At 72.4% G+C, this 13,335-nt stretch carries 13 protein-coding genes and 1 tRNA gene; 7 read left to right on the forward strand and 7 right to left on the reverse strand.

The annotated features are described in order from the left end of the window. The first annotated feature begins 1 nt into the window (after nucleotide 1). Both mmsB and CMN_RS04095 read left to right on the forward strand, forming a co-directional pair. Nucleotides 2–1,189: a multiple monosaccharide ABC transporter permease gene (mmsB, locus tag CMN_RS04090; RefSeq protein WP_015489586.1), complete on the forward strand. Its 1,188-nt coding sequence runs from the start codon at nucleotides 2–4 to the stop codon at nucleotides 1,187–1,189. A gap of 354 nt (nucleotides 1,190–1,543) precedes the next feature. Further along, nucleotides 1,544–1,987, forward strand: coding sequence for a hypothetical protein (locus CMN_RS04095; protein ID WP_131666476.1), 444 nt, complete (start codon nucleotides 1,544–1,546; stop codon nucleotides 1,985–1,987). Between the two features lie 391 nt (nucleotides 1,988–2,378). On the opposite strand, the gene xylA is transcribed toward CMN_RS04095, so the two are convergent. Continuing rightward, nucleotides 2,379–3,572: a xylose isomerase gene (gene xylA / locus CMN_RS04100; protein WP_015489588.1), complete on the reverse strand. Its 1,194-nt coding sequence runs from the start codon at nucleotides 3,570–3,572 to the stop codon at nucleotides 2,379–2,381. 206 nt (nucleotides 3,573–3,778) lie between these two features. Here xylA and CMN_RS04105 point away from each other — a divergent pair, with 206 nt between their 5' ends. Together CMN_RS04105 and CMN_RS04110 are read left to right on the forward strand one after the other, a co-directional pair. Next, a complete protein-coding gene (locus tag CMN_RS04105; RefSeq protein ID WP_015489589.1) occupies nucleotides 3,779–5,284 on the forward strand; it encodes a GH1 family beta-glucosidase in 1,506 nt (501 codons plus the stop codon). Then, complete coding sequence (locus CMN_RS04110; protein WP_015489590.1) at nucleotides 5,281–5,847, forward strand: GNAT family N-acetyltransferase; 567 nt, start codon at nucleotides 5,281–5,283, stop codon at nucleotides 5,845–5,847. Before CMN_RS04105 ends, CMN_RS04110 begins: the two co-directional genes overlap by 4 nt. Nucleotides 5,848–5,875: 28 nt before the next feature. On the opposite strand, the gene CMN_RS04115 is transcribed toward CMN_RS04110, so the two are convergent. The 3 genes from CMN_RS04115 to CMN_RS04125 all read right to left on the reverse strand — a co-directional run bounded on the left by CMN_RS04115 (nucleotide 5,876) and on the right by CMN_RS04125 (nucleotide 7,854). After that, entirely contained in the window at nucleotides 5,876–6,313 is a 438-nt protein-coding gene (locus CMN_RS04115; protein ID WP_015489591.1) for a MarR family winged helix-turn-helix transcriptional regulator, read from the reverse strand. Nucleotides 6,314–6,436: 123 nt separating this feature from the next. Beyond that, complete coding sequence (locus tag CMN_RS04120; protein WP_015489592.1) at nucleotides 6,437–6,772, reverse strand: hypothetical protein; 336 nt, start codon at nucleotides 6,770–6,772, stop codon at nucleotides 6,437–6,439. 125 nt (nucleotides 6,773–6,897) lie between these two features. Then, entirely contained in the window at nucleotides 6,898–7,854 is a 957-nt protein-coding gene (locus CMN_RS04125) for a LysR family transcriptional regulator (RefSeq protein WP_015489593.1), read from the reverse strand. A gap of 81 nt (nucleotides 7,855–7,935) precedes the next feature. Here CMN_RS04125 and CMN_RS04130 point away from each other — a divergent pair, with 81 nt between their 5' ends. The 3 genes from CMN_RS04130 (at nucleotide 7,936) to CMN_RS04140 (ending at nucleotide 11,477) form a co-directional block, all read left to right on the forward strand. After that, a complete protein-coding gene (locus CMN_RS04130; protein ID WP_015489594.1) occupies nucleotides 7,936–8,991 on the forward strand; it encodes an aminotransferase class V-fold PLP-dependent enzyme in 1,056 nt (351 codons plus the stop codon). 130 nt (nucleotides 8,992–9,121) lie between these two features. Then, nucleotides 9,122–10,357 carry a multidrug effflux MFS transporter gene (locus tag CMN_RS04135; protein WP_015489595.1) on the forward strand — a complete coding sequence of 412 codons (1,236 nt, stop codon included), beginning with the start codon at nucleotides 9,122–9,124 and terminating at the stop codon, nucleotides 10,355–10,357. A 40-nt stretch (nucleotides 10,358–10,397) separates the two neighbouring features. Then, entirely contained in the window at nucleotides 10,398–11,477 is a 1,080-nt protein-coding gene (locus CMN_RS04140) for a heparan-alpha-glucosaminide N-acetyltransferase domain-containing protein (RefSeq protein WP_015489596.1), read from the forward strand. Here CMN_RS04140 and CMN_RS04145 read toward each other — a convergent pair. From CMN_RS04145 to CMN_RS04155, 3 genes are all read right to left on the reverse strand, one after another. After that, nucleotides 11,474–12,370: an aminoglycoside phosphotransferase family protein gene (locus CMN_RS04145; RefSeq protein WP_015489597.1), complete on the reverse strand. Its 897-nt coding sequence runs from the start codon at nucleotides 12,368–12,370 to the stop codon at nucleotides 11,474–11,476. The two genes, CMN_RS04140 and CMN_RS04145, sit on opposite strands and share 4 nt — an antisense overlap. After that, the gene (locus CMN_RS04150) at nucleotides 12,367–13,017 is read right to left on the reverse strand and encodes a hypothetical protein (RefSeq protein WP_015489598.1); all 651 of its coding nucleotides are present in this window, start codon (nucleotides 13,015–13,017) and stop codon (nucleotides 12,367–12,369) included. The genes CMN_RS04145 and CMN_RS04150 overlap by 4 nt, the downstream gene beginning before the upstream one ends. 219 nt (nucleotides 13,018–13,236) lie before the next feature. Next, nucleotides 13,237–13,324 (reverse strand) — tRNA-Ser (locus CMN_RS04155). Nucleotides 13,325–13,335: the final 11 nt, after the last annotated feature.

Raw genomic sequence — 13,335 nt, forward strand, 5'->3', positions numbered from 1 at the left:
CATGTCCAGTCTCAGCAGTGTGGCGGGTTTCCTCGTCAGTCGCCTCAGGCAGATCGGCATCTTCATCGCGCTGATCGCGATCGTGGTGCTGTTCCAGATCCTCACCGACGGGACGCTCCTCGAGCCCCGCAACGTCACGAGCATCGTCGTCCAGAACGCCTACATCCTGATCCTCGCGATCGGCATGGTGATGATCATCATCGCCGGCCACATCGACCTGTCGGTCGGTTCCGTGGTGGCCCTCATCGGCGCTGTCTCGGGCGTGTTCGCGGTCAACTGGGGCTGGCCCTGGTACGTCTCGATCATCGCGAGCCTCGTGATCGGCGGCCTCATCGGCGCCTGGCAGGGCTTCTGGGTGGCGTACGTCGGCATCCCCGCGTTCATCGTGACCCTCGCCGGCATGCTCACCTTCCGCGGTCTCGCGCAGATTGTCCTGGAGAACCGCCCCATCACGCCGTTCCCGGACGAGTACGTCTCGGTCGGCGCGGGCTTCCTGCCCGACCCCTCGGGCGGCACGTCCTACCTCGAGTGGGTCACCGTCACGCTGGGCGTACTGGCCGCGATCTTCCTGGTCGCGCAGCAGCTCCGCGAGCGTCGCGCCCGCGTCAAGCTCAACCTCGAGGACGAGCCCTTCTCCTGGTTCATCACGAAGCTCGCGACCATCGCGATCCTCGTGCTCGGCATCACGTACCTGCTCGCCAGCTACCAGGGCACGCCGATCGTGCTGGTCATCCTCGCGGTCCTCGTGCTCGTGTACACGGCGGTCATGGGGCGCAGCATCTTCGGTCGCCACATCTACGCCCGAGGTGGCAACCTCAACGCGGCGCAGCTGTCCGGCATCAACACGAAGCGCGTCGACTTCCTGCTCTTCGTGAACATGGGCTTCCTGGCCGCGCTCGCGGGCATCGCCTTCACCGCCCGCAGCAACTCGGCGCTCCCCGGCGCCGGCAACGGCTTCGAGCTCGACGCGATCGCCGCGGTGTTCATCGGCGGCGCGGCCGTCACCGGCGGCATCGGCACCGTGACGGGCGCCATGATCGGTGGTCTGATCATGGGCGTGCTGAACAACGGCATGTCGCTGCTCGGCCTCGGCACGGAGTACCAGCAGCTCATCAAGGGCCTCGTGCTCCTGCTGGCCGTCGCGTTCGACGTGTTCAACAAGAGCCGCGGATCCAAGTCCGCGACCTGATCCACCCGCGCTCCGGCGCACGCAGAAGGGCCCGGCATCCGAGTGGATGCCGGGCCTTTCTCGTGCGCCACGCCACAAATCCGCATGGCCTACTTCGAGAGCGCAAGGAGCGAGACCCGTGTGTGGAGAACTTTCGAGCGGAAAGGTTCGCGTCTCTAAGATCCGGTCATGAGAAAATGTAGGGGCAACGCTTCCTCACGACGCCTCTCGTTCGGCAACGATGTCGAAACACCTTTCCGGCGACCGCTCGCCAGATTCGGGCCGATCGTCGTCACGGTGATTGCCGCATCCCTCCTCTACGCAGCTCCAGCGCACGCCTCTGAACATGCTGCGGCAGGAGGAGCGTCGCAGTCGATGGAGGCTCTCGTCACTTCTGTAAAGCCAGAGTCGGTCAGCGAATTGGTTCACGAGTTGGATGCGTCACGCCTGCCCGCATCATTCACCGTGGAGTCCGGTGTCGCCGTTCGGGAGTACCGGGTAGGAAGCGGTGTGACCGTAATCGTTCCGGAGGTCCTCGGGGACAGCCAGCACGGACCCCTATCGTCGTCGTTGATCGCTGCCGGGTACGACAAGAGGAGGGGCGTTTACATCTCGTTCAACAAGACCGATCAAACTGCTTTGGCTTCTGGAGCGGGCGCGGCACTCGGTGCTGCCATCTGTTTCGCGGGCCCCGTGGCGTGCGGTATCGCGGCGACTGTCATAGCGGTCGCCTTGGTCTACATCAACGATCGGGGCCTCTGCGCGGGCAATAGGGAACTCCGCATCGACACCGCGACCCTGCGAGGCCGTTGTGTCTGACGCGGCTCGCGAATTTCTTGCTGATGCGGGAAGATCCATCCGACCGGGTGATGGGGTCAATAGATATGCGTGGGGGTGTGCCGCATGAGAACACGCTTGGTGTTGTGGGCCATCGGAATCGCTGCGGTATCGATCGCGGGTTGGGTGCTATCCGGTGAGGACGGCGGCCGATTTCTCGCCCTCGTGACCGTACCGCTCTTGGTTCTCTTCATGCTCTTCGCTGTGTCACTCTCCAGGCGCCGACGGCCGCCTGAGTGAGAGCAGGCATCAGGGTCTCTCGCACACGCGAAATAGGACGAGTCGGGGCGGTCGCCACGAGCCATCAAGTGGAGACGACGAGAGCCGCGCCCGTGATCCGGGAGCGGCTCTCGCGTCCTGCGGGGTGCGGGCTCTAGGAGCGCGCGCCCATCAGGTGCTCGAGCGCCAGCTGGTTGAGGCGGACGAAGCCGAAGCCCTTGGCGTCGAAGTACTCGTCGGCGGCGAAGTCCTCGTAGGAGGAGCGGTCGGCCAGGATGTCGTCGTAGGACTCGCCCTCGTCGAGGGTCGGCGTGTAGATGTCCTGGACCTTGGCGGCGGCGAGCGCCTCCTGCACCTCGGGGTCGGCGCGGAACGCCTGCGCGCGCTCCTTGAGGAGCAGGTACATGCGCATGTTTGCGGCCGCGGAGTCCCACACGCCCGTGATGTCCTCGGTGCGGCTGGGCTTGTAGTCGAAGTGACGGGGGCCGTCGTACGAGCGGCCGCCGCCCACGCCGCCGTTCTCCAGCAGGTCGACGAGCGAGAACGCGTTCTGCAGGTCGCCGTGGCCGAAGACGAGGTCCTGGTCGTACTTGATGCCGCGCTGGCCGTTGAGGTCGATGTGGAAGAGCTTGCCCTGGTACAGCGCCTGCATGATGCCGGCGGTGAAGTTGAGGCCCGCCATCTGCTCGTGGCCGACCTCGGGGTTCACGCCGACGAGCTCAGGCCGCTCGAGGGTCTCGATGAAGGCGAGCGCGTGGCCGAGGGTCGGCAGCAGGATGTCGCCGCGGGGCTCGTTGGGCTTCGGCTCGATCGCGAAGCGGATGTCGTAGCCCTTGTCGGTGACGTAGTCGCCGAGGAGGTTGACGGCCTCGCGGTAGCGCTCGAGCGCGCCGCGGACGTCCTTGGCGGAGTCGTACTCGGCGCCCTCGCGGCCGCCCCACATCACGAACGTCTGCGCGCCGAGCTCGGCGGCGAGGTCGATGTTGCGCAGCACCTTGTGGATCGCGAACCGGCGGACGGCGCGGTCGTTGCTGGTGAAGCCGCCGTCCTTGAAGACGGGAGCCGAGAAGAGGTTGGTGGTGACCATCGGCACGACGATGCCGGTGTCGCTGAGCGCGCCCTTGAGGCGGTCGATCTGCGTCTGGCGCTCGGCGTCGGTGGATCCGAACGCGAAGAGGTCGTCGTCGTGGAAGGTGAGGCCGTAGGCGCCCAGCTCCGAGATGCGCTCGACGCCCTCGACCACGTCGAGGTCGGAGCGGGTGGGGCCGCCGAAGGGATCGGCCCCCGTGTATCCGATGGTCCAGAGTCCGAACGAGAACTTGTCCTCGCGGGTGGGGGTGAGCGCCATGGTGTCTCCTGTCAGCGTCGTCGGTGATTTGTTGCTGACTACAACCTAACCGGAGCGGGCCTGCTGCACAACGTCGACACGGCGCCGGGGCGGGTCGGCTGGACTCACCGCGGGGGCCCGGGCAGGATGGCAGGAGGTCGTCGTCGACCGCGCGCACGCGCATCCGCCGGCCCGCCATCGCCCCGACGGAGAGGTCCTCGAACGCCATGACCGACGCATCGCCCGCCGCAGCCGGGACGCCCCGAGAGCCCGCCGACGATCGGGGTGAGGGGCTCGCGTTCCCGCCCGGGTTCCTGTTCGGATCCGCCACCGCCGCTTACCAGATCGAGGGCGCGGTCGACGAGGGCGGGCGCGGCCCCTCCATCTGGGACACCTTCAGCCGTACGCCCGGCAAGGTCCTCGGCGGCGACACGGGCGACGTCGCCGACGACCACTACCACCGGCTCGAGTCCGACCTCGACCTGATGCAGGCGCTCGGCCTCGAGGCGTACCGCTTCTCGATCGCGTGGCCGCGCATCCAGCCGACCGGGCGAGGACCCGCGAACGCGGAGGGGCTCGCCTTCTACGGGCGGCTGGTCGACGGGCTCGTCGCGCGAGGGATCACGCCCATCGCGACGCTCTACCACTGGGACCTCCCGCAGGCGCTCGAGGACGAGGGCGGCTGGACGAACCGGGAGACGGCATACGCGTTCGCCGACTACGCCCGGATCATGGGCGAGGCGCTCGGCGACCGCGTCGGCACCTGGACCACGCTCAACGAGCCGTGGTGCTCGGCGTACCTCGGCTACGCGGCCGGCGTGCACGCGCCCGGCCGCACGGACGCGGAGGACTCGTTCCGCGCCGTGCACCACCTGAACCTCGCTCACGGCCTCGCGGTCGCCGCGCTCCGGGAGGTCGTGCCGGCGGACGCGCGGTTCTCCATCACGCTCAACCTGCACGTGATCCGCGGCGAGGGCGACACGGGTCCGGAGGCCGTGCGGCGCGTCGACGGCGTGGGCAACCGCGTCTTCCTCGACCCGCTGCTGCACGGCGAGTACCCCGCGGACGTGCTCGCGGACACCGCCTCGATCACCGACTGGTCGTTCGTGCTCCCCGGCGACGTCGAGCTCATCCGGCAGCCGCTGCACCTGCTCGGGGTCAACTACTACAACACCAGCCGGGTGCGGATGCGCGACGGCTCGTCGACGGGCGGCGGCACCTCCATCCACGGCGACGTCGCCGCGACGCCGTTCCCCGGCACCGACGACGTCGAGTTCCTGGAGCAGCCCGGCCCGTACACGGCGATGGGCTGGAACATCGAGCCCCAGGGCCTCGAGGACCTGCTCGTGTCGCTGCACGAGGGGTTCCCCGGGCTGCCGCTCATGGTGACGGAGAACGGCGCCGCGTTCGACGACGAGGTGACCGTGGGCGACGACGGCGCGCGCGCCGTGCACGACCCCGCGCGGATCGACTACCTCTCGCGGCACTTCGCCGCGGCCCACCGGGCGATCGAGCGCGGCGTCGACCTCCGCGGCTACCAGGTGTGGTCGCTCCTCGACAACTTCGAGTGGGCCTTCGGGTACTCGCGGCGCTTCGGCATCGTGCACGTGGACTACGACACGCAGGAGCGGACGCCGAAGGACAGCGCGCTCTGGTACGCGCGGCTCATCGCCGACCGCGCCATCCCCGCGGCCGACGCCCGGCCCGAGCGCCACGTGCGCCCCGGGGCGTGAGCGGGCCCCTGCCCGGCACCGACGAGCGCGCGCTGCTCGCCGACGGCGTCGTGATGCGGCCTGCGCGGATCACCGACGCCGCCGCGCTCGCCGCCGCGTACCGCGCCAACCGGGAGCACCTCCGGCCGTTCGAGCCCGCGCGCACGGACGCCTTCTTCACGGCGGCGGGGCAGCGGGCGCAGCTCGCGGGACGCATCGCCGAGCGGGCGGCCGGATCCGGCCTGCCGTACCTCATCGTCGAGGGCGACCGGATCATCGGCCGCTGCGACCTGTTCGCGGTGAAGCGCGGCGCGGCCCAGAGCGCGAGCCTCGGCTACTGGATCGACCGGGAGCGGCAGGGCGCCGGCCTCGCGACCGCCGCCGCGCGCGAGGCCGTCCGCGTCGCGCGCGCCGCCGGGCTGCACCGGCTGGAGGCGTCGACTCTCGTGGGGAACGGCGGATCCGAGGAGGTGCTCACGCGAACCGGGTTCGACCGCATCGGGATCGCGCCGGCGTACCTGCGGATCGACGGCGCATGGAGCGACCACACGCTCTGGCAGCGCGTGGTCGACGGCGCGCGCTGACCCGGATCGCGTGCCTGGGCGGCGGGGCTCAGGCGTCGAGCAGCAGCTCGGTCATGCTCCGCAGGCGCGCCTGGGCACTGGAGTCGGCGCCGCTGCGGTGGACGACGTCGTCGTGCACCTTCTCGGCGACCCGCAGGAGGTCGGGCAGGATGCCGCGTCCGCGCTCCGTGAGGGCGATGAGGAGGCGCCGCTCGTCGGCCTGGTCGCGCTGGCGCGTGATGTAGCCGAGGAGCTCGAGGCGCTTGAACAGCGGGGACAGCGTGCCCGGCGTCAGCTGCACGGCATCGCTCAGATCGCCCGCGCGACGGGGGTCCTGCTCCTGGAGGGCGAGCATCACGAGGTACTGCGGGTGCGTGAGGTGGTAGGGCTTGAGCAACGGCCGGTAGAGCGAGATCACCGCTCGGGACGCGGCGGCGAGCAGCAGTCCCATGTCGCGGTCGAGCAGAGCTCCTGCGTGGTCCGTCATGTGTCCTCCTGGCCGTCTGCGAGACGCGTCCCCCGACGGCCTGATCCCTTCGGACGCTACTCCCGAGATCGAGCAGCGGCGCGACCGGGGGCCCACGCACAGCCCGCGAGGAGCCGCGCGTCATCACTCCGTGGTCGAAGGCATCCACCCCTGCTCCATCTGGTGGCGGCGCACCTCCGCGACGGCGCGGTCCGCGTCGACCGGCACGGCCTCCCAGAGGATGCCGGAGCCGTCGAGCCAGCCCAGCGCGAGCATGGTGTCGGCCAGGTCCTCCACGAACATGGACACCGTCGTGCCGTGGGAGCGGATGAGGTCGCCGTGCAGGCTCCAGCCGAAGTAGGCGGACAGGTACCTGGCCTGCTCGGAGTGGCTGCGCTGCAGGTGGCGGTTCTGCCGCTCGGTGGATCCGCCCGAGGCCTGCACCTCGTCCTGCAGCTCGTCGCCGTGCTCGTCCGACATGCGTCCTCGTCCCTCGCGCGTCACGGGCCCACGGCGGACACCGGAGGCAGACCCCTTAGACACTACGGAGTACGCCCGACAATCCGCCAGGAGCGGCGCTCCGACGGCGCGCGGGACGCGGGCGCTCAGGCCCGGCGGAGCTCCCAGTCGTCCACGCGCAGCCGGGTGAGCGCCTGGACGGCGGCGTGCACGGCCGGGGAGGCGGATCCGCCCGGCGCCGTGACGACGTGCACCACGCGCTCGCCGACGCCGGAGATGCGCCGCCGGACGACGCCGCGGGGGAGGGGCGCGGTCGCGAGGGCGAGCGACGGCAGGAGCGCGACCCCGAGCCCCGCCTGCACCATGCCCACGGCGGCGGCCGCGTTGTCGGTCTCGAAGGACGTCGCCGGCGCGAAGCCGCTGCGCGCGCACGCGCTCACGAGGTGGCGGCGGCACCGGACGCAGCCCGCGATCCACCGGTCGTCGGCGAGGTCGCGGAGCGCGAGCGCGCCGCGGTGCCGCAGCGCCCGCGCCTCCGGCAGCACGGCCCACAGCGTCTCCCGCCAGAGCGGCCGGACCTCGAGGCCGTCGAGGGCGCGCGCGTCGGGATCGTCCGGGTCGTCCGGGTAGGCGAAGGTCACGGCGACGTCGGCCTCGCGGGCGCGGATGGCCGCGACGGCCTCGGGCGGCTCGGCTTCGAGGTAGCCGAAGCGCAGGCCCGGATGCGCCTGCGCGAGGCCGCCGAGGAGCCGCGGCACGACCGTCGAGGACGCGGACGGGAACGCCGCGACGCGGACGGTGCCCGCTCGGAGGCCCCGCAGGTCGTCGAGCTCGTCGGCCGCCCGGTCGATGGCGTGCACCACCGTCTCCGCGTGCCGGGCGAGGACACGGCCGGCCTCCGTGAGGACGACGCCCCGGCCGGCGCGCGCGGTGACGGGCACGCCGATGCGCGCCTCGAGGCGCCGGAGGGTCTGCGACAGTGCGGGCTGGCTGACGCCGAGGGACGCGGCGGCCGCGGTGATCGAGCCGCGGACGGCCAGGGCGTGCACCGCCGCGAGCGCGGCCGAGTCGAGGTCGCGGGCGGTCGGGGGAGCGTCGGTCATGCGCAGAGCATAAAGCGCGCTTATGGGACGCATGCCGGGCGGGGTCTTGCTCGATGGATCCGCGCTCGTCACGCTGGACGCATGACGACCGCGCCCCTGCCCGCCGACCTCCGCGACCTGTTCGAGGCCGGGCCCGGCTACCTCTCCGCGTGCACCATGGGCCTGCCCACGCGCGAGACGGTCGAGCGCCTGCGGGCCGACCTGACGACCTGGTCGGCCGGGGGATCCACCGCGCACGGCTACGGCAGCGTCGTCGAGGGCGTGCGCGCGTCGTACGCGTCGCTCGTGGGCGTCAGCGTGGGATCCGTCGCCGTGGGCTCGCAGACCGCCTCCTTCGTGAGCGTGCTCGCCGCCGCCGTGCCCGCGGGCGCCGAGGTGCTGTGCGTGACGGGCGACTTCAGCTCGCTCACCTACCCGTTCGTCGTGGCGGAGGCGCGCGGCGTCGTCGTGCGGCACGTGCCGCTCGAGGAGCTCGCCGGCGAGATCGGCCCGCGCACGCACCTCGTCGCGTTCTCCCTCGTGCAGTCCGCCGACGGACGGGTCGCCGACGTGGCGGCGATCCGGGAGGCCGCGCGGATCCACGACGCCTTAACGCTGTGCGACACCACGCAGGCGGCCGGCGCCATGCCGATCGACGCGAGCCTCTTCGACGCCACCGCCTGCCACGCCTACAAGTGGCTCTGCGCCCCGCGCGGCGCGGCGTTCCTCACGCTGTCCGACCGCTACCGCCGGACCCTCGTGCCCGTGCAGGCGAACTGGTACGCGGGCGCCGACGTGTGGGCGTCCTGCTACGGACCCGCGATGGCGCTCGCCGAGGACGCGCGCGCGTTCGACGTGTCGCCCGCGTTCGGCGCATGGGTGGGGGCGGCCCCGGCGATCGCGCTCTTCGCGCGCCTCGACCTCGACGCCGTGCACCGCAGGAACGTCGAGCTCGGCGACCTCGTGAGCGCGGGCCTCGGCATCGAGCCGCGCGGGCAGGCGATCGTCACGTGGCCGGACGCGGACGGCGCCGACCTCGCGTCGCTCGGGGCGGCGGGGATCGTCGCCTCGGGGCGCGCGGGCCGGGCGCGCATCGCCTTCCATCTCTGGAACGACGAGGACGACGTGGAGCGGGTCGTGCGCGCGCTCCGGCGCTGAGGGGCGGCCGCGCGGCGATTCCATAGGCTGGGAATAAGCCGGGCGCGCGCCCGTTGGACATCGAGGCGATGCACGCGCACGCCCTCCCTCCTCCGGCGCCCCGCGCCCCCTCATCGCGAAGGAACGCTCCGTGTCGTCTGCCGTCATCCATCCCGGCGACGCGCTCTCCCGCCGGGAGCGCATCGTCTACATCATCGTGCTGGGGGCCCTCGTCGGCCTCGGCCCCTTCACGATCGACCTCTACCTGCCCGCCTTCCCGGTGATCAAGGAGCAGTTCGGCGTCTCGGACGCGGCCGTCCAGCTGACCCTCACGGGCACGACCGTCGGGTTCGCGCTCGGCCAGCTCGTGGTCGGGCCGTGGAGCGACCGGGTCGGACGCCGGCTGCCGCTCATCGTCGCCACGAGCCTGCACATCCTCGCGTCGCTCGGGGCCGCGCTCGCGCCCGACGTCACGGTGCTGCTCGTCTTCCGCATCCTCCAGGGCGCCGGTGCCGCGGGCGGCGCGGTCGTCGCGATGGCCATGGTGCGCGACCTGTTCGGCGGCCGCCCGCTCGTGCGCATGCTCTCGCGTCTCGCCCTCGTGACCGGGCTCGCGCCGATCCTCGCGCCCGTCATCGGCTCGCAGCTGCTGCGCTTCGTCGACTGGCGCGGCGTGTTCTACGCGCTGACCGCCTACGCGATCCTCGTGGTGATCGCCGTGACCTTCTTCATCGTCGAGACGCTGCCCAAGGACCGGGTGCGCATCGAGGAGAAGGGCACGCTGCTGCGCCGCTACCGCTCGGTGCTCGGCGACCGCGTGTTCGTCGGCGTCGCCCTCATCGGCGGGATGCAGTTCGCCGGCCTCTTCTCGTACCTCTCCAGCTCGTCGTTCCTGTTCCAGGACGTGTACGGGTTCGACGCGCAGCAGTTCGGGATCCTGTTCGGGATCAACTCGCTGGGGGTCGTGATCGGCAACCAGATCGCGGCCCGGCTCACGAAGGTCATCGGGCCGCAGTGGATCCTCGCGGGCGTCGTCACGGTGCAGTTCCTGGCGTCGGCGACGATCGTGGTGCTCGGCACGTTCACCGACGCGGGGCTGCTCGGCACCCTGATCCCGCTGTTCTTCTTCATCCTCGCGTGCGGCTTCGGCTTCCCCTGCGTGCAGGTGCTCGGGCTCGTGAACCACGGGCACGAGGCGGGCACGGCGGCGTCGCTGCTCGGCGCCGTGAACTTCGGGCTCGCGGGCGCGATCTCGCCCATCGTCGGCGTGATCGGCATCACCTCGGGCGTGCCGATGGCGGCCGTCATGGGCGCGTGCGCGGTCGTCTCGATCCTCTCGATGTGGCTCATCGTGCAGCCGCGGACGGTGCCGGCGCTCACGAACTGACGGCCGTCGACCGCGGGGGAGCGCTGGGTAGGGTGAGGCCATGAGCCCCGCCCGCGACCCGGCCCGCCTCCGGGGGATCGACGCGGCGCGCGGGCTCGCTGTCCTCGGGATGATGGCGGCGCACGTCGCGGTGCCGCGGACCCTCCGGCTCGACGAGCCGGCCACGTGGCTCGCGATCGCCGACGGCCGGTCCTCCATCCTCTTCGCGACGCTCGCGGGGCTGTCCATCGCGCTCATGTCGGGGCGCGACCGGCCGGTCGACGGGAGCGACCTCGCGCGCGTGCGGCTGCGGATCCTCGTGCGCGCCGCGTGCCTGTTCCTCCTCGGCGGGCTGCTGGCCTCGCTCCAGACGTACGTCGCCGTGATCCTCGAGGTCTACGCCGTGCTGTTCGTGGCCGTGCTGCCGCTGCTCCGCTGGCGCGCGTCGCGGCTGCTCGCGCTCGCCGCGGTCGCCGCCGTCGCGCTGCCGGTGGCCACGACGGCGCTCGCCATCCACTTCGACGGCGCGCTCATGCGGCCCGACCCGTTCGTCGTGCTCGTCGTCACCGGCCACTACCCGGCGCTCACCTGGGTGGTGTTCGCGATCGCGGGCCTCGGGATCGGCCGGCTCGCGCTCCGCTCCGCGCGCGTGCAGCTGCTGCTCGTGACGGTGGGCGCCGGGCTCGCCGTGCTCGCCTACGGCGGGTCGGCGCTCGTGGAGGCGGCCGTGCCCGCGCCGCCGCCGGGCTGGGAGTTCATCCTCTCGACGACGCCGCACGAGGGGTCGCCGTTCGAAGTCGGGGGATCCGGCGGGTTCGCCATCGCCGTGATCGGCCTGTGCCTGCGCATCGCCGCCCTGCTGCCGGCGGTGCTCGTGCCGCTCGAGACGGTGGGGCAGCTCGCGCTCACCGTGTACGCGGTGCACATCGTGGTGATCGACCTCGTCGCGCCCGAGGGCGACCTCATCGCGGACGACGGCGCGTACGTGGCGTTCGTCGTCGTGACGGTCGTGCTCTGCGTGCTCTGGACGAGGACCCTCGGGCGCGGGCCGCTCGAGCGCGCGCTGGGGGCGGTCGCGGGGCGGGCGTCGGACCTCGCGCCGCGCGGATCCCGGGGGCGCGTGCCGGAGGACGCCCGCTAGAGGAGGCGTCCGAGGCCGGGGCGGACGTCGCGGGCGGACGCGCCGAGCCGGCCGAGGGCCTCCACCCGGGGCAGGCTCGCGGCGTCGCCGGCGTCCCACGCCGCCGACAGCGCGCACCACGCCTCGGTCCAGGCGAGCACGGCGTCGAGGTCGGCGCCCGTCTCCTCGGCGACCACGCGCGCCCGGCGGGCCAGGCGTCCCGGGCGCAGCGCGATCGCGGGCGTCGGGTTCGCGAGCACGTTCGCCGTGTCGAAGCCGGGGTCGCCCACGAGGGCCTTCGGGTCGATGGCGCGCCAGCCATCGTCGCGGTCGTCGTCCCCGTCGCTGTCGCTGCTGTCGTCGCCGCCGAAGCGCAGGACGTTGCCGTGGTGGACGTCGCCGTGCAGCACCGCGGTCGGCCCTGGCCCGGCGAGCAGCTCGCGCGCGACTGCCGCGCCGCGGTCGAGGGACCGGGGGAGCGGCCGCTCGGGCGCGACCAGCTCGCGGAACCCGACCTCGAGGGGGACGGCCTCGGCGACGACCCGCGGCTCCAGCGGGACGCGATGCAGTCGCGCGGCGGCGCGGGCGAGGATCCGCGTGGCCCGGTCGTCGCGCGCGTCCGCGCCGGGCCCGTCGGACGAGGCCTCCCGCACGAGGATCCCCGGGTCGCCCGCGCGCGCCATGAGCACGGTCCCGTCGGCGTCCGAGGCGAGCACGGGCGCGGCGCCGCGGCCGGCCCACGCGGCCATCAGGCGTCCGCCGCGGCGCTCCTCCTCCACGAGCGGCACCTTGAGCATCAGGCGCGCGCCGTCGCGGCGGACCGGGGCGATCACGCTGCTGGCGGTGCGGACGGACGGGCCGTCCGGATCCAGCCGCCAGCGCTCGAGCAGCGGCGCGAGCACCGCGTCCGTCACAGCCGGATCGACACGGGCACGCCCGTGAGTGCCATGATCCCGACGACGCCGCCGATCACGGCCACGCCCAGGAGGACGAGCGCCCCGGCCAGCGCGAGCCGCGACCGCTCGTACCAGGGCAGGATCCCGCGGCGGGCCCCGCGCAGCTCCGCCATCGTGAGCACCCGCGCCTGCTCCGTGAGCGGCAGGTCCAGGTCGGCCGCCATCGAGCGCATGGTCCAGAGGTCGTACACGTGGCCGCTGAGGCGGAGGAGGAGCCGGCCGTCGACGTCCATGACGAACAGGCGCGGCTGCGTGTCGAGCGTGAGGCCCTGGTAGACGTGCACCACCAGGAGGTCGTGGACGGTGCTCCCGCGGATGCGCGTGCGACGCCCGAGGAACCGGCACTCGACGTCGCCCGTCGCATGCGTGATCCGCACGTAGGAGGTGAGGTACAGGCCGGCGAGCAGGGCGCCGAGCACCACGACCACGGCCACTCCGAGGAGCACGGCCGCCGCGTTCCCGGTGGGGACGGCGAGGACGAGGAGGGCCGCGCCCAGGGGGACGACGAGCGCGAGCGCGGCGAGGCCGAGCTGCCGGAGGAGCGTCGCCCGGGGGCGGATGAGCGTGCTCGTGCCGTCGTCGGGCGTGTCGTCGTCGTGCTGCACGTCGCCTCCGGTCGTCCGACGCCGTCCTCGCGTCTGCCGTCGTCAGGTGCGCCGCGCGCGTCTCGGGACGGGCGGCACCCGCGGGTGCGGGCGGGACGACCGGTCCAGCCTAGGCGCGTGTCGACCGGGCGGGCAGGGGCGCTATGGGGGACATGGGGAGACAGCCGGGGTACAGGAGAGCCCCGAGGGACCTGGGTCCGTCGGGGCTCTCCTGCGGTCTGGCGGAGGATAGGGGATTCGAACCCCTGAGGGCTTTCACCCAACACGCTTTCCAAGCGTGCGCCATAGGCCACTAGGCGAATCCTCCATGACGCGTGC

The organism is Clavibacter nebraskensis NCPPB 2581, assembly GCF_000355695.1.
GTDB classification, from domain to species: Bacteria; Actinomycetota; Actinomycetes; order Actinomycetales; family Microbacteriaceae; genus Clavibacter; species Clavibacter nebraskensis.